The following is a 20577-nucleotide window of genomic DNA, read 5'->3' as shown; positions in this document are numbered from 1 at the left end:
AAGGACCTGAACCCATGATCAAAGTCGGACTTCTCGGCGCAGGCCGCATCGCCGGTGTTCACGCCACCGCCATCACCGCCAACCCGGACAGCACGCTGGCCGCGGTGTCGGACTTTTATCCCGAAAACGCCGAGAAACTGGCACAGCAATACGGCTCGACCGCGCGCACCACGGACGAGATCATTTCCGATCCCGAGATCGACGTCGTCCTGATCGCCACCTCGACCGACACGCATTCCGACCTGATCGAACAGGCGACGCAGGCTGGCAAGGCGGTGCTGTGCGAAAAGCCGGTGGACCTGTCGCTGGAGCGGGCCCGCGAATGCCAGGCCAATGCCGCCAAGTCCGGCAAGCCGGTAATGATCGGCTTCAATCGCCGGTTCGATCCGAACTTCGCCGCCGTCAAGCAGGCGCTGGATGCAGGCGAGATCGGCAAGACCGAGATGCTGGCGATCACCTCCTACGACCCCGCCCCGCCACCGATTGCCTATATCAAGGTTTCGGGCGGCATCTTTCGCGACATGATGATCCACGATTTCGACATGGCGAACTTCCTGATGGGCGCGGCGCCGGTCACGGTGTCCGCCGTGGGTTCCTGCCTGGTGGACAAGGAAATCGGCGAGGCGGGCGACTTCGACACCGCTGCCGTGACGCTGACCTATGCCGATGGCCGCATCGCCACCATCCGCAACACCCGCCGCGCCGGGTACGGCGACCAGCGGGTCGAGGTGCAAGGCTCGGACGGGATGCTTCAGGTCGGCAACCTCGTCGAGAACCTGGTGACCAAATCCACCGCCAACGGCGTCACCAGCGCCAAGCCGGTGCTGTTCTTCCTGGAACGCTACATGCCGGCCTATGCCGCCGAGTGGAACGCCTTTGTCGAAGCCTACAAGAACGGCGGGCAGATGCCGGTGACGCTCGACGATGGCGTTGCCGCGCTGGCCATGGCCGAGGCCGCCACCCGGTCCGCCAAGTCTGGCCAACCCGTGAGGCTCTCCGATGTCTGATCTCGACCTCATCACCATTGGCCGGTCCTCGGTTGATTTGTACGGCGCGCAGATCGGCGGGCGCCTGGAGGACATGGGGAGCTTTGACAAGTATATCGGTGGCTCTCCGACCAATATCGCCTGCGGGACGGCGCGGCTGGGGCTGAAATCGGCCGTTATCACCGGTGTGGGCGACGAGCACATGGGCCGCTTCATCACCGAGCAACTGGTCCGCGAGGGCGTGAACACTGACGGGGTCAAGGTCGATCCTGGAAGGCTGACCGCGCTGGTGCTTCTGGGGATCCGCGACCAAGAGCAGTTTCCGCTGATCTTCTATCGCGAGAATTGCGCGGACATGGCGCTGACCGAAGAAGACATCGACGAAGGCTTCATCCGGCGGGCGCGGGCTGTGGTGGCCACCGGCACGCATCTCAGCCACCCTCAGGTGGAGGCGGCGACGCTGAAGGCGCTGGAGATTGCGCGCGAAGCGGGTCTCCAGACGGCGCTCGACATCGACTATCGCCCCAATCTCTGGGGCGTGGCGGGGCATGGCGAAGGCGAGAGCCGCTTTGTCGAAAGCGAGGCGGTGACTGCCAAGCTGCAGGAAAGCCTGCACCTGTTCGACCTAATTGTCGGCACCGAGGAGGAATTCCACATCGCGGGCGGCTCGACCGATACCATCGCGGCGCTGCGCGCGGTGCGCGGGGTCTCCAAGGCGACGCTGGTCTGCAAGCGCGGCGCGGACGGTGCCGTGGCCTTCACTGGCGACATCCCCGACAGCCTGGATGACGGCGAGGCCGGGCCGGGCTTTCCCATCGAAGTGTTCAACGTTCTGGGCGCGGGCGATGGCTTCATGTCGGGGCTCCTGAAGGGCTGGCTCGACGGAGAGGACTGGCCTACGGCCCTGAAATATGCCAATGCCTGCGGCGCCTTCGCGGTCAGCCGCCACGGCTGCACCCCGGCCTATCCTTCTTGGGAGGAGCTGCAGTTCTTCTTGGATCGCGGTATCAAGCGGCCCGACTTGCGCAATGATGCGGAGCTGGACCAGGTGCACTGGTCGACGAACCGGCATGTCGACTGGTCGAGCGTAAAGACCTTTGCTTTCGACCACCGGCTGCAGCTGGAGGAAATGGAGGGCTACACGCTGGAAAAAGGCGCGGCCTTCAAGGAGCTCTGCCTTGACGCCGCGCTCAAGGTCCAGAACGGCCAGCCCGGCTACGGCATCCTGTGCGACAACCGCATCGGGCGGTCGGCTCTGCACCGGGCCTCGGGCACGGGGTTGTGGATCGGGCGGCCCACGGAACTGCCAGGCTCGCGGCCTATCGAGTTCGAGCCGGATCTGGGCGAGGATTTTGGCCGCTTCCGCGAATGGGCGCGGGAGAACGTGGTGAAACTGCTGGTCTTCGTGCATCCCGACGACGACGCAGAGGTGATGCAGACCCATCTTGCCCGCGTCCGGCGGCTGTTCACGGCGGCGCGGCGCAACAGGTTGGAATTCCTGCTGGAGATCATTCCCTCCAAGGTCGGCCCGGTGGATGACGAGACCTCCGCGACGCTGATCCAGACCTTCTACGACGCGGGCGTTTACCCCGACTGGTGGAAGCTGGAGCCGTTCAAGACCGAGGCGGCATGGGCCAACGCCGCCCGCGCCATCACCCGCAACGATCCGCGCACACGCGGCATCGTGGTGCTCGGGCTGGACGCGCCGGAGGAAGAGCTGGCAGCGAGCTTTTCGCTGGCGGCGAAACAGCCGCTGGTCAAAGGGTTCGCCGTCGGCCGGACGATCTTTGGTAATGCCGCGCGGAACTGGCTTGCCGGCAACATCAGCGACGGGGAAGCGGTGGCCGAGATGACCGAGAAGTTCACCCGCCTTTGCACCATCTGGGATCAGGCAAGAAACGGGGCTCGCAAGGGCGCCAAGGAGCACACCGCATGAGCAAGACAATCCGATTGACCGCCGCGCAGGCAATGGTGCGCTATATCGCGGCGCAGCAAAACAGCGATGGCGAGCGCTTCATCGAAGGCTGCTGGGCGATCTTCGGCCATGGCAATGTCGCAGGCATCGGCGAAGCGCTCTATGCCCACAAGGACGACTTCCCCACCTGGCGCGGCCACAACGAGCAGACCATGGCGCATGCCGCCATCGCCTATGCCAAGCAATCAGGGCGGCGCAAGGCGATGGCCGTGACCTCGTCGATCGGACCGGGTGCGGCCAACATGGTGACGGCGGCGGCACTGGCGCATGTCAACCGCCTGCCGGTGCTGCTGATCCCCGGCGATGTCTTCGCCGACCGTGGCCCCGACCCGGTGTTGCAACAGGTCGAGGACTGGACCGACGGCACGGTGACGGTGAACGATGCATTCAAGCCGGTCACGCGCTACTTCGACCGGATCATCCGGCCCGAGCAATTGCTGACCGCACTGCCGCGCGCCTTCCGCACCATGACCGACCCGGCGGAATGCGGCCCGGTGTGCCTGTCCTTCTGCCAGGACGTGCAGGCCGAGGCCTATGACTACCCGAAGAGCTTTTTTGAGCCCAGGGTCTGGCGCCAGCGACGCATTCGTCCCGACGAGGCGGAACTGTCCGAAGTGGCGGATATGATCCGCGCCGCCAAGCGGCCGGTGATCGTCGCCGGCGGCGGCGTGCATTACGCGGGTGCCACCGACGCTCTGGCAAGCTTTGTCGAGGCGCACAACCTCCCCGTCACCGAGACCCAGGCGGGCAAGTCCGCGCTGCCCTGGGACCATGCGCTGAACATGGGCCCCATCGGCGTGACCGGTGGCGCGGCGGCCAATTCCGTCTGCGCCGAGGCCGACCTGGTAATCGGCATCGGCACGAGGTTCCAGGACTTCACCACCGGCTCCTGGGGTCTCTTCGCCAACCCTGAGCGCAGGCTGGTCTCGCTCAATGTTGCGGCCTATGACGCAATGAAGCATGGTGCCGTGCCGCTGATGTCCGACGCCCTGGTCGGGCTGAAGGAGTTGAGCGAGGCGCTTGGAAGCCACCGCGCGCCGGGCAAGACCGGCGGGCTCAAGGACGATTGGTTCGGCAAGGTCGACCCGCTGACTGATGCACTGGAAGGCAACGCCTTGCCCACCGACATGCAGGTGATCGGCGCCGTCCAGCGCGCGGCCACCGCGGAAACCGTCGTCATGTGCGCCGCGGGCACCATGCCGGGCGAGCTGCACAAGCTGTGGAAGGCGGGCAAGCCCGGTTCCTATCACATGGAATACGGCTTCAGCTGCATGGGCTACGAGATCGCCGGCGCCATGGGCATCAAGATGGCCCAGCCAGAGCGAGACGTGATCTGCTTCACTGGCGACGGCACGTACATGATGGCCAATTCCGAGATGGCGACGGCCGCGATGATGGGCATCCCCTTCACCGTCGTGATCACCGACAACCGCGGCTATGCCTGCATCAACCGGCTGCAGATGGGCTGTGGCGGAGCCGAGTTCAACAACCTGCTCGACCACGCGATCGGCGGCGAGAACTCGAAGATCGACTTCGCCAAACACGCCGAGGCGATGGGGGCGACCTCGGTCAAGGTTGGCTCGATTGCCGAATTGGAAGACGCGCTGGCCAAACGCGACGAGGCTAAGGGGCCATATGTGGTGGTCATCGACACCGATCCTTACCCCTCCACCGAACATGGCGGGACATGGTGGGACGTGGGCGTGCCGGAAGTCTCGGAGCGCGAAGAGGTCAAGGCCGCGCGCGCGACTTACGAAGCCAAAAAGAAATTGCAGAGGGTCGACTGATGGCTGTGAAAATCGGCATCTCGCTCATCGCCTGGCAGAACGACGATTTGCCGGAGTTGACAAAGGACTACACGACAGAAGGCGCGATGCAGGACGCCGCGAAGATCGGCTACCAAGGCGTCGAACGCGGCCGCCGCATGCCCGCCGACACCGCAGGCCTGCGCGCGTATCTCGACCGATACGGCGTGGCGCTCTGCGGCGGCTGGTGCTCGGGCAACCTCCTGGTCAACGACATCGAGACCGAGAAGGAAGCGATCCGCGAACAAGTCGAGCAATTCGCCGCCCTTAAGGCCCCCTGCATCGTCTATGCCGAATGTTCCAACACCATCCAGGCGGCGCAGGACACGCCGGTCTCGCGGCGTCCCAAGCTCACGCGCGACGAGGTCATGGCCTACGGTGCCAAGCTCTCAGAAGTTGCGAAATGGGCGCGCGGCAAGGGCACGGGTCTCAGCTACCATCACCACATGGGCGCCATCGTGCAGGATGTTCAGGACATCGACTGGCTGATGGAAGGCTCCACGTCTGACCTGACTCTGCTTTACGACACCGGACACCTTCACTTCGCCGGGGCCGATCCCCTGGCCCTGCTCGACAAGTGGGGCCACCGGGTGCACCACGTCCACTTCAAGGATGTCCGTCAGCCGGTGCTGGACTGGGTCCACGCGGAAGACAAGAGCTTCCTGGATGGGGTGGCCGCCGGGGTCTATTCCGTGCCCGGCGATCCGGAGGGCTGCATCGACTTCCAGGCGGTGACCGACAAGCTGAAAGCGATGGATTACCAGGGCTGGATTGTCGTCGAGGCCGAGCAGGACCCGGCCAAGGCGCCGCCTTTCGAGTATTCCAAGCTCGGCTATGACCACATTGTCGAGATTTGCGCCCGTTCCGGCCTGACCATCGAAAGCTGAGGAGAACCAAGATGCCCGACCTGCTCCGCAAACCCTTCGGCACCCGCGGCAAAGTGCACCAGATCACGCCGCAAAGCGCAGGCTGGCGCTATGTCGGCTTCTCTCTCTACCACCTGCGCGCCGGAGATACCGCCGCCGAGGCCACGGGCGACCGCGAGGTCATCCTCGTCATGGTCGAGGGCAAGGCACAGGTCACAGGGGCCGGGCAGGACTGGGGCACCCTCGGCGACCGCATGGACGTGTTCGAAAAGACCCCGCCGCATTGCCTCTACCTGCCAAACGGCACCGAGTGGACGGCGGAGGCCGAAACCGACTGCGTCATCGCGGTCTGCTCGGCCCCCGGCAAGGGCGGGCACGACGCGCGCCGCATCGGACCGGACGGAATCAGCTTCGCGACACGCGGCAAGGGCACCAACACCCGCCACATCAACAACATCGCGATGGAAATCGAAGACTACTGCGACTCGCTTCTCGTCACCGAAGTCTTCACCCCGGCAGGCCACTGGTCCTCCTATCCCAGCCATCGCCACGACGAGGATGATTTTCCGCGCATCACCTACCTTGAAGAAACCTACTACCACCGCCTCAACCCGGCCGACGGCTTCGGCATCCAGCGAGTCTATACCGACGACGGCACCCTCGACGAAACCATGGCGGTAAAAGACGGCGACGTTGTGCTGGTGCCCCGCGGCCACCACCCCTGCGGCGCGCCCCACGGCTTCGAGATGTACTACCTCAACGTCATGGCCGGCCCCCGCCGCAACTGGCGCTTCGTCCCCGCACCGGAAGTGGAATGGATCATGGAGCGGGACGCGCGACGCCCAGGACGTCCGCAGCAAAGCTGCCGCGCGCGTCGCGGGCCATCTCGTCGAGCAGGTCGATGACCGCCTTAACCCGACGCGCCACACAGAAGTTCTCGTGCCAGACGATCCAGTAAGTCCGGCTGACGCTCTGGTCCGGGAACAGCCGGACAAGGTCGGAGTATCCGGCCGCCATGAAATCGTGCAGGATGCCGATGCCGACACCCGCACGCACCGCTTCGAACTGGCCGATCGCGGTGGAGATCGCGATGTCGGACTGCCAGTCGCGCAGGAATTCCGCCGTGTAGTTCAGCTCGGGCGTGTAGATGAGATCGTCGACATAGCCGACAAGGGAATGCGATTTCAGATCGCCCAGCCTGTCAGGCTGCCCATGGCGGTCGAGATACGCGCGCGCCGCATAAAGCCCCAGCGTGTAGTCCGCCAGCTTGCGGACTCGAAGACGGCCCTTGTCCGGCCGGCCCACCATGATGGCGATATCCGCCTCCCGCTCCGACAGCGAAAAGCTGCTGGGCACTGGAACCAGCTGGACGCGCAGGTCGGGATAGGCCTCCCGGAACCTGCCGAGGCGCGGGGCCAGGAAGGCGCTGCCAAACCCGTCCGGCGCGCCGATGCGGACCGTCCCGGCCACGTCCTCGCGCCCGCCGATGCGCGACAGTCCGGCCAGCATCTCGGTCTCGACCCGTTCGGCCGTGGCGAACAGCGCCGCGCCATCCTCGGTGAGCGTCGAGCCCCGCGTAGTGCGGTCCAGCAGGCGCGCGCCGACCGCCTCTTCCAACGCACCCAGATGGCGGCTGAGCAGCGCCTGACTGACGCCCAGCCGGCGCGCGGCGCCGAGCATCTGGCCTTCGCGGGCGACGGCGAGGAAATAGCGCAGGTCATCCCAGTTCATTACCCGCATTCCTGCATAACGGTTCGCCATTCGTGAGTATTTATATGCAGAAAAGAAAAAGCAAACGAGACAACAGAAACGGAGGACACCCCATGACCGAGATCGCCCACTTTATCGACAACGAGCGCGTGGCCAGTACGTCGGGCCGCAATCAACCTGTATTCAACCCCGCCACCGGCGAGACTGAGAAGGCCGTCGCGCTGGCCTCGACCGAAGAGGTCGACCGCGCCGTGGCCTCCGCCAAGGCGGCCTGGGCAACCTGGTCCAAGACCCCGCCCTTGCGCCGTGCGCGCATCCTCGACCGGTTCAAGATGATCCTCTGGGACCGCGCCGATCAACTGGCCTAGGTGATCTCGGCCGAGCACGGCAAGACCCATGACGACGCCAAGGGCGAAGTGACCCGCGGCCTCGAAATGGTCGAGTTCGCCGTCGGCGCGCCACACCTGCTGAAGGGCGAGATCACCGAGAATGTCGGCACCGCCGTCGACAGCCACTCCCTGCGCCAACCGCTGGGCGTGGTGGCCGGGATCACCCCGTTCAACTTCCCGGCCATGGTGCCCTTGTGGATGTTCCCGGTCGCGCTGGCCTGCGGCAACACCTTCATCCTGAAGCCTTCCGAGCGTGACCCCTCGGCTTCGATCCTGATCGGCGAATGGCTGGCCGAGGCCGGCCTGCCCAAGGGGGTGTTCAACGTGGTCCAGGGCGACAAGGGCGCCGTCGACGCGTTGCTGGAGCATCCGGATGTCAAGGCGATCAGCTTCGTCGGCTCCACCCCGATCGCGAAATACATCTACGAGACCGGCACGCGGACCGGCAAGCGCGTGCAGGCGCTCGGCGGCGCCAAGAACCACATGGTCATCATGCCCGCCGCCGATCTCGACATGGCCGCCAACGCCCTGATGGGCGCGGCCTACGGCTCGGCCGGCGAGCGCTGCATGGCGATCTCGGTGGCGGTGCCGGTGACCGACAAGGTGGCCGACGCTCTGATCGAGCGGCTGGTGCCGAAGATCGAGGCGCTGAAGGTCGGCCCGGCGGCGGACCGGTCGTCCGAGATGGGGCCGGTGGTCACCAAGGAGGCGCAGGAGAAGATCCTCGGCCTGATCGACAAGGGCGAATCCGAGGGCGCCAAGGTCGTCGTCGACGGCCGCGGCTTCACCCCGCCGCAGGGCTACGAGAACGGCTATTTCGTCGGCCCGACCCTGATCGACGAGGTGACCCCGGATATGACGGTCTGGCGCGAAGAGATCTTCGGCCCGGTCCTGTCGGTTGTGCGCCGCAAGGACTATGCAGCGGCTGTCGACCTGATCCACGGCCACGACTATGCCAACGGCGTGGCGGTATTCACCCGCGACGGCGACGCCGCCCGCACCTTTGCGGATGCCATCGAGGTCGGCAGGGTCGGCGTCAACGTGCCGATCCCGGTGCCCATGGCGTTCCATTCCTTCGGCGGCTGGAAGGCATCGCTGTTCGGCGATCACCACATGCACGGGCAGGAAGGTGTCCGCTTCTGCACCCGGCTAAAGACGATCACCACCCGCTGGCCCTCTGGCGTCCGCAGCGACCCGGAATTCGTCATGCCGACTATGGGCTGACCCCAAGCATGGCGCGGCCAGCCGCGCCATGCACCAGTCTTGGAAGTCGCTATCTCGATCAATTTGCTTGCGGTTCTTGTAGGAGTTTGCCGGAGGCTTGCGTAGGGCGTAGCCGCAGCGAAATTTCACACCGCTCCGCAACTCGGTCATTGCATGGTGGGAATGCCGCGCGATGTGCAAGTTGCCGGTTCGGCGAAGATGCACCGCAGCGAGACTGCGCGCAGCGAATGGGCATCTATGGTCCGTCCTTTATGGCAGTTTCATTCGGCGTCAGCGAGATGCCGCGCCCGCACGGTTAAGCAAAATCGGGCTCACTGCCGACCTCCGAGGGGAGGCAGCGGTCAGGTGATATGTTGCGTTGTCGTCGTGCGGGGAGCGTGGCGGATCGGAAGATAGGTCATTGAAATACCAAGTTACCTACCATTCGCGCGCTTCGCCTCGCGTGGAACAAGGGCCGGACCGTCGGCCAGAAGCGTCCGCTCAAGTCCAAAAACGTCTCGGCGATCCGGGTTCGGCTTAAACTGGCCGAGAACCATCGTGATCTGGCGATCTTATATTTTGCCATCGACAGCAATCGCGCGGCTGTGATCTGGTGAAGATGAAGGTCGTTGATGTCATGGCGTCCGGCGCCTTTGTTGCACAAATCAGTTGAGGGGCAGAGTTCCCCTTTCCCCGGACGGATTTAGCCTACAGCCTCTGTGACAGGTAGCCATTCTCCCGGGGGGATCCTGGCTCGATGCAGGCGGTCTTGGCACCCACGGCCTCGATCCACTCGCGAACCTTGATCGCGCGGAACTCTGGACCGTTGTCCGACCTGATATACGCGTGAGGACCGCGCAGGATGAATGGATTGGACAGTCCGTCGACAACGACAACGGAGTTGCGCTCCAGACGGATCATCAGGACCCCTCGGGTATATTCACCGATGATGTCGAGCATGCGGTAGGCGGGCCCGTTTGCCAGCATAAGTCGCCGGATGAACCGGGTCTTCCGGAGGATGGCATCTGTGAAATGCCAGTGGAACAACGCTGCTTTCTTTGGACAGCGCGAGGAACGCGACGACCCCGCACCCGACCGAGTTCCGTGAACGGAGGGCAGGTGATGACGGATGATCTTTGGGGCCGCTGCTTCGCGCCGTGAATAGGGCACCAGGGATTTCGGGCACTCGTCTTCTTAGACTGACACCGCGCGCTTTATGGCGCGGTGAAGGGCAGAGGGGTGTCCAGCGTGACGGCTTCGAGTGTGATGCGGCAGCCCAATGCCATGACCTCCACCCCCGCGCGCTGTGCCCGCGCGAAAGCCGCCGCATAGGCCGGGTCGATGTCGGCGGCCAGCGTGACCCGCTCCGCGTCGGTGCGCTGCACGAGGTATAGCATCACGGCCCGGTGCCCCTGGGCCACCATCTGCGACATCTCGCCCAGATGCTTCAGGCCGCGCGCGGTCACGCTGTCGGGGAACTCCGCCAGACCGGCCTGCCGCGAGAGGGTAACGGACTTCACCTCGATGTAGGCATCGGGTCGCCCCGCGCCGGACAGGAGAAAATCGATCCGGCTCCTTTCGCCGTATCTGACCTCTGGCCGCACATTGTCGTAGCCCGAAAGCCCCGCCACGGCGCCTCCCTCCAGAGCGGCGCGCAGGACACGGTTCGCCGCTCCCGTGTCGACACCGGTGAAATGGCCGTCGGGGTGTTCCAGCAGCCGCCAGGCCCATTTCAGTTTTTTCCTGGGGTCGTCGTTGGGCTCCAGCCAGATGCGGCTGCCTGCCTCGGCCAATCCCAGCATGGAGCCGGGGTTCGCCACATGGGCCGTCACCTCGCGCCCGTCGGGCAGCAGGCAGTCCGCCAAAAACCGCTTGTAACGACGCACCAGGGTCGCGGGCACCAGTTGTGTTTGAAAGCGCATGGGGCGAGCCCTATACGTTAACGGACAGAGCACGCAAGACCGGAGCGGACCATGCCAAACCCCACCGCCGCCATGCTGGTGATCGGCGACGAGATCCTCTCGGGCCGGACCCGCGACAGCAACATGCACCATCTCGCGCAGGCCTTTACCCGACACGGTATCGACCTTCGCGAAGTGCGCGTGGTCGCTGACGACCACGCGGCCATCGTCGCGGCGTTGCGGGCACTGTCGGAGGCTTACGATCACGTTGTGACCTCGGGCGGGATCGGGCCGACGCATGACGACATCACCGCACCCTGCGTCGCAGAGGCCTTCGGCGTGCCCATCGGCGTGCGCGACGATGCCCGCGCGCTGTTGCAGGCGCATTACGACCGCTCCGGCACGGAGCTGAACGAGGCGCGCCTGCGCATGGCCCGCATTCCCGAGGGCGCCACACTGATCGACAACCCGATTTCCGCCGCGCCGGGGTTCACCCTGCGAAACGTGCACGTGATGGCGGGCGTGCCCACCGTGTTCGAGGCGATGGTGGCCAGCCTTCTGCCCACACTCACCGGCGGTGCGCCGGTGCTGTCGCAGTGCCTCCGTCTGATGAAGGGCGAGGGCGAGGTGGCCAAGGGGGTGGGCGATCTGGCCGAGGAATTCGACGATCTCCAGTTCGGCTCCTACCCGTTTCAGAAGGACGGCATTTACGGCACGAATATCGTCGTTCGTGGCACTGAAGCCGCGCGGCTGGATGCGGCGATGACGCGGCTTGCCGCGCTCTTCGCCGCCTGACACTCTGGCGTCCATGATCCACAAGTCGCCTGATTTGACCCGCCTGTTCGAGACGCTCGACGCCACATGGCCAGCGGCCGCCGTGGTGGACACCGGGCCGTGGCGCCTGCGCGAAGGCCGCGGCGGCGGCAAGCGGGTCTCGGCTGCGACGGCGCGCGACGCATGGCGGGTGGACGACCTGACCGCAGCCGAACGCGCCATGCGGCTGATGGGGCAGCCGCCGCTGTTCATGATCCGCAATCGCGATGAGACACTCGATATCGCACTGGAATCGCAAGATTATGCGCGGGTTGACCCGACGCATATCTGGCTTTCTCCGATCGAGAAACTCACCGACACAAAGCTGCCGCGCGTCTGCGCGTTCTCCATCTGGGAACCGCTCGCCATCATGCGCGAGATCTGGGAGGACGGCGGCATCGGCGCGGCGCGGCAGCGCGTGATGGACCGCGCCGAGGGACCGAAGACCGGCCTCTTCGGGCGCGTTTCGGATCGACCGGCAGGGGCGGGCTTTGTCGCCATCCACAGGGGCGTTGCCATGGTGCACGCGTTGCATATTCTAGAAGAACACCGCGCCAAGGGGCTTGGCGGCTGGATGATGCGCTGTGCCGCGCTCTGGGCGCAGTCCAAGGGCGCCAGCTGGATCGCCTGCGCCGCCACGGAGGAAAACACCGGCGCTACCGCTCTCTATCGGTCGTTGCAGATGCAGGTCGCGGGGCGCTACCATTATCGGATGCTGGATACTGAAAGCGAAACCGAGTGACCGAAGAGACCCGACCGACCGCGCTGCGACTTCCCATGGTTGCCCCGCTGCCCGAAGCGACGCAGAAATACTTCGACGTCTGCGAGGAAAAGCTGGGCATGGTGCCCAACGTGCTGAAGGCTTACGCCTTCGACATCGACAAGCTCAATGCGTTCACGGCCATGTACAACGACCTGATGCTGGCGGGTTCGGGCCTGAGCAAGCTGGAGCGCGAGATGATCGCGGTGGTCGTTTCCTCCATCAACCGCTGTTTCTATTGTCTGACGGCGCATGGCGCGGCGGTGCGGCAGCTGTCGGGCGATGCGAAGCTGGGCGAGATGCTGGTGATGAACTGGCGCGCGGCGGACCTGACGCACCGCCAGCGGGCGATGCTGGCCTTCGCCGAGAAGATGACGGTGGAATCCTTCAAGATCGGCGAATACGACCGCGAGGCGCTGCGCGACGCGGGATTCAGCGACCGTGACATCTGGGACATCGCCAACGTGGCGGGGTTCTTCAACATGACGAACCGTGTGGCTTCGGCCACCGACATGCGGCCGAATGACGACTACCATTCGCAGGCGCGCTAGCGGCATCGTCCTCGGGCTGCTCTGCGTGCTGGGCGCGGTTGCCGCCCCCGCGCAGGAGCTGTCGCTGCCGAAAGGCGCGGAGCGGACCTTTCACACGGTGCAGGATCCGGGGCGCTATGCGCTGCCCGTGGGGCCCTGGGCAGGCGGCGCGATCCCGGTGAAGCGCGTCGAAGGCCGGGTGGAGGTCGCATCTTGGCGGGTGCCGTTGTCGGGGGCGACGGCGTTCCAGCTGATCCAGCCCCTGCGCGACGCGCTGACAGCTGCGGGCTTCGAGATTGTGCTCGATTGCGCCGGGCGCCGCTGTGGCGGCTTCGATTTTCGTTTTGACACGCTGGTGCTGCCCGCGCCGGAGATGTTCGTTTCGCTCGACGATTACCACTTCGTTTCGGCCGTGTCGGATGCGGGTGCCGTATCCCTGCTCGCCAGTCCCGGCCCGCGCGACGGCTACATCCAGATCATCCGCGCGGGCACGGACCTGCACGCAGAGGTCAAGGCCAGCGCCGCACCGGTGCCGCGCAGAGAGGCGGAGGTCGAGGCGCCACTGGCCGCCGATGCCGCACCCTCTGACGTGGTCGCGACGCTTGAGGCGGAAGGCCATGTGGTCCTGCCGGACGTGGCCTTCGCTTCCGGCTCCACCGCGCTGGGGGAGGGGGCCGTGGCCTCGCTCGATACGCTTGCCGCCGCGCTGGTGGCACGGCCTGACCGTCGCGTGATGATCGTCGGCCACACCGATGCCACCGGATCCTTGCAGGCGAACCGGGCGATATCGCTGAAACGCGCGCAGGCGGCGGTGGCTTATCTTCGCAAGCGCGGCGTGCCCCGAGGGCAGCTTTCGGCGGAGGGCGCGGGATACATGGCGCCGCGCGCTACCAACCTGACGGAGGTGGGCCGTGAGGCCAATCGCCGGGTGGAGGCGGTGCTGACCTCTACCGAGTGACGCGAATCAGAGCCCGCGCAGCCAGCCGGTCCCCAACGCATCGGCCCAGGTCCGTCGCCCGTGCTGGCGCGCGAGCGCAACCATGCGTGCGGTGTCATAGGGCACATGGTGGTGCGACGTCGCCCAGCCTTGCGGCGTGGGCCGCGCAGTGGCGTAACAGGCGGCGTGGGTGCCAGCCTCGATCACGTGGTACTGCGGGTGGGTGTCGTCGAAGCCCGGACAGCCGACGCTGCCGGGGTTCAGGATTGCACGCCCGTCCGGGAGGTCGACCCGACGCGGGATATGCGTGTGGGCGCAGAGGATAAGCGCTTCGTCGATGCCTTCGGCCAGCGCAAGCGTTTCCGGCAGGGGGCGCAACTGCGTCTCTCCCGACGGTCCCAGCCGGTCCAGCCAATAGGTCGTATCGCTTTCCGGAGAGCCATGGCAGGCGAATATTCCCTCCAGCCGCAACACGTCCGGCAAGGCGCGCAGCCAGCCCAGATGATCCGGCGCCAGTTGGTCAAAGGCCACCCGGTCGGAATGCTCCATTCTCTCAGGCGTCTGTTCGGAGAGGATGCGATCATGGTTGCCACGCAGGCAGAGAATATCGCTGTCCACCAGAAGATCGGCGCATTCCCGTGCCGCCAGCGGTCCGCTGAAATGGTCGCCCAGTGCGAGGACACGCGTGATCCCCTGCGAACGGATATCCGCCAGAACCGCGCGCAGCGCGCAGGAATTGCCGTGGACATCGGCGATGACGGCAAGGGTTTCGGACATGATACGCCTCCTTTGGTGCATGAAGCGTCGGATGACGCTCTGACGCAAGGGAAACATGGCGGGGGCGTCCGATCACGAAAATGCCCCCGACGATTTGGGTCGTCGGGGGCCAGGTCGCCTGGGTTCAGACGGGGAAGTTATCGCCCGGAGCGGCAGCGGGACCTGCCATCCGGCGCTACGGTTCACATCACCACTTGTTCGGGCCCTTGTCGGCAAAGGCATGAACGAGGAAATCGATGAAGGCGCGTACCTTCGGCTGCGTGAAGCGGCCCGGCGGATAGACCGCGTAGACGCCCTGCATCTCCAGCGGCAGATCCGGCATGGCGTCCTGCACCAGCCCGGCCTCCATCGCGTCGTGGTAGAGATACGAGGGCAGATAGGCGATGCCGAGCCCGGCGATACAGGCGTTCAGCAACGACTGCCCGTCGTTCACCGTCAGCCAGCCTGCCGTGCGCACCTGCCGCTTTTCTCCCGAGGGCGCGGTCAATTTCCAGACGTTGCCGGAAGACTGGTTCGAGTAATGCAGCAGCTTGTGTTCGTTCAGATCGTCGATGCGGCCGGGGCGGCCGTATTTCTCGAAGTAGGACGGGGCCGCGATCATCCGTTTGCAGGTTTCGGTCAGTTTGCGGGCGCGCAGGGTGCTGTCCTCCAGCTCCCCGATGCGCACGGCCATGTCGAACCCTTCGGAGATCAGTTCGACATAACGGTTGTTCAGCACCATGTTGACCGTGATGTCCGGAAATTCTGCGAGGAATTCGCCCAGCACGGGGCTCAGGTGATTGACCCCGAAATCGGTGGCGACCGAAATCCTGAGCAGCCCGGAAGGGGCGGACTGCATTGAGGTCACCAGGGCGTCGGCCTCGCCTGCGTCGTTCAGCACGCGGCGGGCGCGGTCGTAATAGGCAAGCCCGATTTCCGTCGGAGAGACGCGGCGGGTTGTCCGGTTCAGCAGGCGCGCGCCCAGCCGTGCCTCCAGTGAGGAGACATGCTTCGAGACGGCGGATTTCGAGATCCCCATCTTCTTCGCCGCGTCGGTGAACCCCCCCTGGTCCACCACGGTGGCGAATGCCTCCATTTCTGTAAGACGATCCATTCCCGTCTCCTCGTCATTCGTTTGTGAGGTCCAGAGATGCCGGGCAATCACGGCTGAATTCGGGCGCAACGCGTACAATCTTGCGGTTTCTTTCCTCATCGTGGCGGAACCGGAAACGCTCTCAGGAATGTGGAAAATGCAAGGCAATCAATTGCAACGCAGATCAAAAAGACCCCCGCCCGGATAGGGCGAGGGTCATGTCCGGTCGGGTCGTGCGACGCGTCAGGGTGTCGGGATCAGGGTCAGGCGGCCGCGCGGTCGTGGCGGCCTTCCTCGATCTCCTCGACGATCTTGGAAACGAAGTCCTTCAGATCGTCAGGCTTGCGCGAGGTCACGATACCATTGTCCGCGACCACCGGCTGATCCACGACGTTCGCGCCAGCGTTCTTCAGGTCCGTACGGATCGAGCCGTAGGAGGTCATCGCGCGCCCAGAAACAAGGCCGGCTTCAATCAGCAGCCACGGAGCGTGGCAGATTGCGGCGATCACCTTGCCCTGCTCGGCGAAGGACTTGATGAGGTTCACGGCATGGTCTTCGACGCGCAGAAGATCGGGGTTGATCTGGCCGCCGGGCAGGACCAGCGCGTCATACTGGGAGGCGTCGGCATCGGCGATCTTCAGATCGGCTTCCGCGTCTCGGCCCCAGTCGGAGCCTTCCCAGCCCTTGATGGTCTGGCCATCAAGAGTGGCCACATGCACGGTCGCACCCTTCACCCGCAGCTGATCGCGCGGGAACTCCAGCTCGGATTGCTCGAAGCCGTGTGTGGCGATGATCAGGACCTTTGCGTCTGCGATCTTGGACATATCGGGTCTCCTCTTCGTTGTTGCACCATGCGGAGGACGGGTCGCGAGGGGCGGCTCTGCTCCGCTTTCGAGGTCATAACGGGGGCACCCCGGACAAGGTTCCGATCCCCCGCACGGGCGTCGGCGGGGCAGCGCTGACGCCCTCTCACCGGTGGCTGCGGGGCGGTCCTGGCTCTGTACCGCCAATCCGCTTGAGCCGCCGGTGCGGGACCCCATGCGCAAAAGAAAAGGGCCGCCCAGAAAGGCAGCCCCTGTCACAACCAAGTCATAATGGACGGAAAGCTCCGTATCAGGAGCCGTGGCCGGCCTCCGCCTCCTTCACCAGCGCGCGGGCGTCTTCGACCATCTGCGCGCCGGGCAAGCCCTTGCCGTCCATGTCGGCGATCCACTCGGCGATCACTTCATCGCCAAGTGCCTTCACCTTGGCGGTCTCTTCCTCCGAGAGGGTGGCAAGCTGGTTGCCCGCCGCGGCCATCACGGCGCGGCCCTCGGCGTCGCCGGTGTCATGCGCCCGCCCGGCCCAGGCCGAGGTCTCCAGCCCGGAATTCGCGTCGATCACCGCGCGCAGGTCGTCGGGCAGGCTTTCGTAGACGTCCTTGTTCATCGCCCAGATGAAATAGAGGTTATAGAGCGATTTGTCGCCCGCCACATCGGTGTGGCTGTCAGTCAACTCGTCCAGCTTCAGGGAGGGTGACATCTCCCAGGTGATCACGCCGCCGTCGAGCACGTTCTTCGATAACGCTTCGGTGAACTGCGGTACCGGCATTCCGATCGGCACGGCGCCAAGCTTTTCCAGCAGCAAAGTGGCGGGGCGGGAGGGGCCGCGCAGTTTCTTGCCTTGCAGGTCCTCGACGGTCTCGGGCGCGTCGCCCTTCATGTGGACCAGCCCGCGCCCGTGCATGTGGGCGGCGATCAGGTGCACGTTCTCGAAGTCATCCATCAGGTATTTCTGCGTGTAGTTCCACGCGGCGATGGATGCCGCTTCTGCCGATTTCGGCACCATGAAGGGAAGCTCCAGCGCCTCAGTCTCCGGGAAACGCCCGGCCTGATAGCCCGGAATCACCCAGCCGCCGTCGATCACCCCGTCCTGGATCAGGTCGAATTGCTCGGGCGCGGTGCCGCCCAGCTGCATGAAGGGGCTGATCTCGATCTTGATCCGTCCGTTCGAGTCCTCCTCGACCTTCTTCGCCCAGGGTTCGATGAAATACTTCGGGTTCGCCGAGTTGGGCGACACGAAGTGCTGAAAGTGCAGCGTGACGTCTTGCGCAAGCGCGCCAGAGGCGGTGAGGGTCGCGGCCATGGCGGCAGCGGTCGCGGTGGTCAGCCAGAACCTGGTCATCGGGTCTCCTTCCCGGGTCGTGGGGTGCTGAAGTGCAGCGGCAATGGCCAAGTAAGAATGTTTCGCCCCCGCTACAAGCTGCCGTAACGTCTGTTTCGCACTTAGGGGGCGGTCATACTGTCGCATTCGGCTAACACATGGTCGTCTGCCGGGAATTCCGCCGCTCCGCTTTTCCCCGCCGCTTTCGCTGGTAACGCCCGCGCACAGTGGTATGCTGACATTCAAAGACATGCATGAACGGGAGGTCCACCATGTCCATCATCCGCAAGGCCGCGGGCCCCAGTCGCCGCGAGATCCTGACCATGGCCGCCGCAGCCCCGGCGCTGATCCTGCCGGCGCAGGTGCGCGCACAGGAACTGGGCGCGCCTGCCACTGGCAACCCCTCACACTTTTCCTTCACGCTGGGGGAAGCAAAGCTGACCGTTGTTTCAGACGGTTCCCTGCAGATCCCGGCCAGCGGATTGGGGGTGAACGCCGACCCCGAAGAGGTGAAGGCCTTCCTCGAAAGCTACTTTCTTTCGCCGGAAATCAACTACAGTCACACCAATCACCTCGTGGTGGAGATCGGCGAGGCAAAGGTGCTGGTCGATGTCGGGTCCGGCGACCGCTTCCTGCCGACGGCGGGGGAACTGATGGGCAACCTGAGCAGCGCGGGGATCGACCCCGCGTCGATCACGCATGTTGTCATCACCCATGCCCACCCGGATCACGTTTGGGGTATCCGCGACGATTTCGACGAGGCGATCCTGCCCGACGCGGAGTATTTCATCGGCTCGGGCGAACACCAGTTCTGGCTGCAGGACGGATTGGCGTCGCGAATGCCGACGGAGATGCAGCAATTCGCCGTTGGCGCCGTGAACTCGCTGCAAACCGAGGGCGTCGACTGGACGCTTCTGTCCAACGATGGCGAGGTCGTGCCCGGCGTGCGCGTCATCGACACGCCGGGACACACGCCGGGGCACGTTTCGGTGGTGGTGGAATCGAACGGCCAGCAGCTGATCGCGCTGGGGGATTCGATGAACCACGCCTACATGAACTTCGCCCGCCCGGAGTGGTACAACAACTTCGACATGAACGGCGACCTGACCGTGACGACGCGCCAGAAGCTTCTGGATATGGCCGCCGCCGACCGTATGGCGGTTCTGGGTTATCACTTCCCATTTCCCGGTGTGGGCCACGTCATGAAGGACGGTGAGCAGTACCGCTTCGTCCCCGCACTCTGGCAGTGGGGCTGAGGTCCCGTCCGGGGGCCAACCCCCAACCGTTCTTCCTTGGGTGGTTTTCTGGACCTGAGCGTTGACTTCGGATTTCCATGAGGCTTTGACAGGCCTGAAGGATAGAGGACGTGAGGCAAAGAAAAACGCCGAGCTTCTCTCGACAAATTCTCCGAGAGGCCAGTTAAATCCATCTCTGGCACCTCGGGCCGTCGGAGCCTTTTCGGTGGACGCTTGCAGAAACACGCTCCGCCCTTCCTTGGCGCTGCCTCCGATCCTCCACGAGGTGTCACCAGCACTGGCGCGCGGGAAAACGAAGGGCTCAGGCGAAAAGCGAGCCTACTACTGAAACGAAGGCGTGAAGGGTTCTCGCCTGAATGCCTATGTTGCGTTGGTGGAAGAATGCGGGCGGCTCCGGACGCTGAGCAGGGGAACAGTTGGGGAACGGTGCCCGAATGCCGGATGCCTCTCTCATGGCGTCCCGCAGAGGCTGATGCCAGCAGCCTATGGGCTCACGGGAAAACAGCGAAAGGAGATCCTGGCTATTCGTGCAAGGGGTGCAGAAAGACTTTCTCGATCGGATCACCGAAAAGGCACCACCGAAAAATGAAGGAGACAGGCGATATCCTCCGCCTTCTCGTCAACAACGCTCCTCTACGTCGCAGTGTCGAGATCACCGGCGTCCCCGGTGACCGCCTCCATCGGTGCATTGATTTCCTCTATCAACCATGCCGTGATTTCTCCTCGCATAGGGTCGCGAATCTCCTTTCTGCGGTTTGCCCCGGGTGATGTCCTGAATACCCATGCGCTTCATCGGCCGGGCCACGGTGCAACGGGCGACAGCGAGGCGTCCCCGATCCAGCTGTCGCCAGACCTTCCGCACCCCATAGACACGCCAGGTATCCTCGGGCAGGCGCTCGATCACGGGCCGCAGGACTGCGTTGCGCCGGGTACGATCCGATTATCGGGCCGGATCGGCCCGCTTCACCAGATGATCGCGGTAGGTGGATGGGGCGATCGGCAGAAGTTTGCAGATCGGCTCGGCCCCGTGCGCCTCACGATGATCGTGTATGAGCCCGACCATCACTTCGACCGGCGGTCGAGCTCTGCCACCGCAAGACGCGCCGACGCTGTCCGAAGGATCTCGTTCGCCTGGCGCAACTCCCGGTTCTCCCGCTCCAGCGCCTTCATCTTCTCGGTCATCTCGGTCGGGATGCCCGCCCGCTGACCGATGTCGACCTCGGCCCGCTTGACCCACTCATTGAGCGTGTCTGCCGCGCACCCGATCTTCGCCGAGATCCACACGATCACCTGCAAGTGAGAACCATGCTGGCCCTCGTGGTCCAGGATCAGCCTCACGGCACGCTCGCGCACTTCCGGGGAAAACTTGTCCGTCGCCATGTGGTAATCCCCCCATTTTTAACGGGGTGCATTCGTAGAACTTACGCGGCCATTTTCAGTTTCTGGGCGGGGGTG

The 20577-nt window shown here is 64.7% G+C and carries 16 protein-coding genes, 4 pseudogenes and 1 other annotated feature; of the genes and pseudogenes, 12 read left to right on the top strand and 8 right to left on the bottom strand.

Features of this window, described 5'->3' with window-relative positions:
- Positions 1-14 precede the first annotated feature (14 nt).
- Genes iolG through iolB form a run of 5 tightly spaced genes read left to right on the top strand, consistent with a single transcriptional unit; the run spans position 15 to position 6537 of the window.
- A complete protein-coding gene (gene iolG, locus J5474_RS21780; RefSeq protein ID WP_209364053.1) occupies positions 15-1007 on the top strand; it encodes an inositol 2-dehydrogenase in 993 nt (330 codons plus the stop codon).
- The gene (locus J5474_RS21775) at positions 1000-2922 is read left to right on the top strand and encodes a bifunctional 5-dehydro-2-deoxygluconokinase/5-dehydro-2-deoxyphosphogluconate aldolase (protein WP_209364051.1); all 1923 of its coding nucleotides are present in this window, start codon (positions 1000-1002) and stop codon (positions 2920-2922) included. Before iolG ends, J5474_RS21775 begins: the two co-directional genes overlap by 8 nt.
- Complete coding sequence (gene iolD / locus J5474_RS21770; protein WP_209364049.1) at positions 2919-4748, top strand: 3D-(3,5/4)-trihydroxycyclohexane-1,2-dione acylhydrolase (decyclizing); 1830 nt, start codon at positions 2919-2921, stop codon at positions 4746-4748. Before J5474_RS21775 ends, iolD begins: the two co-directional genes overlap by 4 nt.
- Entirely contained in the window at positions 4748-5653 is a 906-nt protein-coding gene (gene iolE / locus J5474_RS21765; protein ID WP_209364047.1) for a myo-inosose-2 dehydratase, read from the top strand. Before iolD ends, iolE begins: the two co-directional genes overlap by 1 nt.
- An 11-nt stretch (positions 5654-5664) precedes the next feature.
- Positions 5665-6537 carry a 5-deoxy-glucuronate isomerase gene (gene iolB, locus J5474_RS21760; RefSeq protein ID WP_209364045.1) on the top strand — a complete coding sequence of 291 codons (873 nt, stop codon included), beginning with the start codon at positions 5665-5667 and terminating at the stop codon, positions 6535-6537.
- Here the strand turns inward: iolB and J5474_RS21755 are convergent.
- Positions 6452-7363, bottom strand: a complete 912-nt coding sequence (locus J5474_RS21755) for a LysR family transcriptional regulator (protein ID WP_209364042.1) — start codon at positions 7361-7363, stop codon at positions 6452-6454. The genes iolB and J5474_RS21755 overlap by 86 nt on opposite strands.
- A gap of 92 nt (positions 7364-7455) precedes the next feature.
- Here J5474_RS21755 and J5474_RS21750 point away from each other — a divergent pair.
- Positions 7456-8955 (top strand): annotated as a pseudogene (locus J5474_RS21750) (CoA-acylating methylmalonate-semialdehyde dehydrogenase).
- Positions 8956-9377: 422 nt separating this feature from the next.
- A pseudogene (locus J5474_RS22915) lies at positions 9378-9583 on the top strand (integrase); the annotation flags it as partial.
- Between the two features lie 77 nt (positions 9584-9660).
- Here J5474_RS22915 and J5474_RS21745 read toward each other — a convergent pair.
- Both J5474_RS21745 and sfsA read right to left on the bottom strand, forming a co-directional pair.
- Positions 9661-9912, bottom strand: a pseudogene (locus J5474_RS21745) (DDE-type integrase/transposase/recombinase); the annotation flags it as partial.
- A 236-nt stretch (positions 9913-10148) separates the two neighbouring features.
- The gene (sfsA, locus tag J5474_RS21740) at positions 10149-10856 is read right to left on the bottom strand and encodes a DNA/RNA nuclease SfsA (protein ID WP_209364038.1); all 708 of its coding nucleotides are present in this window, start codon (positions 10854-10856) and stop codon (positions 10149-10151) included.
- Positions 10857-10907: 51 nt separating this feature from the next.
- Between sfsA and J5474_RS21735 the strand changes: the two genes are divergently transcribed.
- From J5474_RS21735 to J5474_RS21720, 4 genes are read left to right on the top strand one after another with little or no spacing between them, the layout of a single operon-like run.
- Positions 10908-11630 carry a competence/damage-inducible protein A gene (locus tag J5474_RS21735; protein WP_209364036.1) on the top strand — a complete coding sequence of 241 codons (723 nt, stop codon included), beginning with the start codon at positions 10908-10910 and terminating at the stop codon, positions 11628-11630.
- 13 nt (positions 11631-11643) lie between these two features.
- Positions 11644-12390, top strand: a complete 747-nt coding sequence (locus J5474_RS21730) for a GNAT family N-acetyltransferase (RefSeq protein ID WP_209364034.1) — start codon at positions 11644-11646, stop codon at positions 12388-12390.
- Between the two features lie 35 nt (positions 12391-12425).
- The gene (locus J5474_RS21725) at positions 12426-12959 is read left to right on the top strand and encodes a peroxidase-related enzyme (protein WP_245216649.1); all 534 of its coding nucleotides are present in this window, start codon (positions 12426-12428) and stop codon (positions 12957-12959) included.
- Positions 12931-13896, top strand: a complete 966-nt coding sequence (locus J5474_RS21720; protein ID WP_209364030.1) for an OmpA family protein — start codon at positions 12931-12933, stop codon at positions 13894-13896. Before J5474_RS21725 ends, J5474_RS21720 begins: the two co-directional genes overlap by 29 nt.
- A gap of 6 nt (positions 13897-13902) precedes the next feature.
- Here the strand turns inward: J5474_RS21720 and J5474_RS21715 are convergent, their stop codons facing one another.
- From J5474_RS21715 to J5474_RS21700, 4 genes are all read right to left on the bottom strand, one after another.
- Positions 13903-14652, bottom strand: a complete 750-nt coding sequence (locus tag J5474_RS21715) for a metallophosphoesterase family protein (protein ID WP_209364028.1) — start codon at positions 14650-14652, stop codon at positions 13903-13905.
- A gap of 187 nt (positions 14653-14839) precedes the next feature.
- Entirely contained in the window at positions 14840-15745 is a 906-nt protein-coding gene (locus J5474_RS21710; protein ID WP_209364026.1) for a LysR family transcriptional regulator, read from the bottom strand.
- 242 nt (positions 15746-15987) lie between these two features.
- Positions 15988-16548: a type 1 glutamine amidotransferase domain-containing protein gene (locus J5474_RS21705; RefSeq protein WP_209364023.1), complete on the bottom strand. Its 561-nt coding sequence runs from the start codon at positions 16546-16548 to the stop codon at positions 15988-15990.
- Between the two features lie 289 nt (positions 16549-16837).
- Positions 16838-17887 carry a TRAP transporter substrate-binding protein gene (locus J5474_RS21700; RefSeq protein WP_209364021.1) on the bottom strand — a complete coding sequence of 350 codons (1050 nt, stop codon included), beginning with the start codon at positions 17885-17887 and terminating at the stop codon, positions 16838-16840.
- A gap of 251 nt (positions 17888-18138) precedes the next feature.
- Between J5474_RS21700 and J5474_RS21695 the strand changes: the two genes are divergently transcribed.
- Positions 18139-19122, top strand: a complete 984-nt coding sequence (locus J5474_RS21695) for an MBL fold metallo-hydrolase (RefSeq protein WP_209364019.1) — start codon at positions 18139-18141, stop codon at positions 19120-19122.
- Between the two features lie 745 nt (positions 19123-19867).
- Here J5474_RS21695 and J5474_RS22910 read toward each other — a convergent pair.
- Positions 19868-20502 (bottom strand): annotated as a pseudogene (locus tag J5474_RS22910) (IS3 family transposase); the annotation flags it as partial.
- Positions 20111-20227 (bottom strand) — a sequence feature (AL1L pseudoknot). Its footprint overlaps the pseudogene before it by 117 nt.
- Positions 20503-20577 lie beyond the last annotated feature (75 nt).

It is taken from the genome of Sagittula salina (assembly GCF_017813235.1).
GTDB classification, from domain to species: Bacteria; Pseudomonadota; Alphaproteobacteria; order Rhodobacterales; family Rhodobacteraceae; genus Sagittula; species Sagittula salina.
This window is presented reverse-complemented; position numbering and strand designations above follow the sequence as displayed.

Bases quoted from the DNA above. Each gene is read 5' to 3' on its own strand.
- iolG (WP_209364053.1), top strand. From the start codon at position 15: ATGATCAAAGTCGGACTTCTCGGCGCAGGCCGCATCGCCGGTGTTCAC.
- J5474_RS21775 (WP_209364051.1), top strand. From the start codon at position 1,000: ATGTCTGATCTCGACCTCATCACCATTGGCCGGTCCTCGGTTGATTTG.
- iolD (WP_209364049.1), top strand. From the start codon at position 2,919: ATGAGCAAGACAATCCGATTGACCGCCGCGCAGGCAATGGTGCGCTAT.
- iolE (WP_209364047.1), top strand. From the start codon at position 4,748: ATGGCTGTGAAAATCGGCATCTCGCTCATCGCCTGGCAGAACGACGAT.
- iolB (WP_209364045.1), top strand. From the start codon at position 5,665: ATGCCCGACCTGCTCCGCAAACCCTTCGGCACCCGCGGCAAAGTGCAC.
- J5474_RS21755 (WP_209364042.1), bottom strand. From the start codon at position 7,363: ATGAACTGGGATGACCTGCGCTATTTCCTCGCCGTCGCCCGCGAAGGC.
- sfsA (WP_209364038.1), bottom strand. From the start codon at position 10,856: ATGCGCTTTCAAACACAACTGGTGCCCGCGACCCTGGTGCGTCGTTAC.
- J5474_RS21735 (WP_209364036.1), top strand. From the start codon at position 10,908: ATGCCAAACCCCACCGCCGCCATGCTGGTGATCGGCGACGAGATCCTC.
- J5474_RS21730 (WP_209364034.1), top strand. From the start codon at position 11,644: ATGATCCACAAGTCGCCTGATTTGACCCGCCTGTTCGAGACGCTCGAC.
- J5474_RS21725 (WP_245216649.1), top strand. From the start codon at position 12,426: ATGGTTGCCCCGCTGCCCGAAGCGACGCAGAAATACTTCGACGTCTGC.
- J5474_RS21720 (WP_209364030.1), top strand. From the start codon at position 12,931: ATGACGACTACCATTCGCAGGCGCGCTAGCGGCATCGTCCTCGGGCTG.
- J5474_RS21715 (WP_209364028.1), bottom strand. From the start codon at position 14,652: ATGTCCGAAACCCTTGCCGTCATCGCCGATGTCCACGGCAATTCCTGC.
- J5474_RS21710 (WP_209364026.1), bottom strand. From the start codon at position 15,745: ATGGATCGTCTTACAGAAATGGAGGCATTCGCCACCGTGGTGGACCAG.
- J5474_RS21705 (WP_209364023.1), bottom strand. From the start codon at position 16,548: ATGTCCAAGATCGCAGACGCAAAGGTCCTGATCATCGCCACACACGGC.
- J5474_RS21700 (WP_209364021.1), bottom strand. From the start codon at position 17,887: ATGACCAGGTTCTGGCTGACCACCGCGACCGCTGCCGCCATGGCCGCG.
- J5474_RS21695 (WP_209364019.1), top strand. From the start codon at position 18,139: ATGTCCATCATCCGCAAGGCCGCGGGCCCCAGTCGCCGCGAGATCCTG.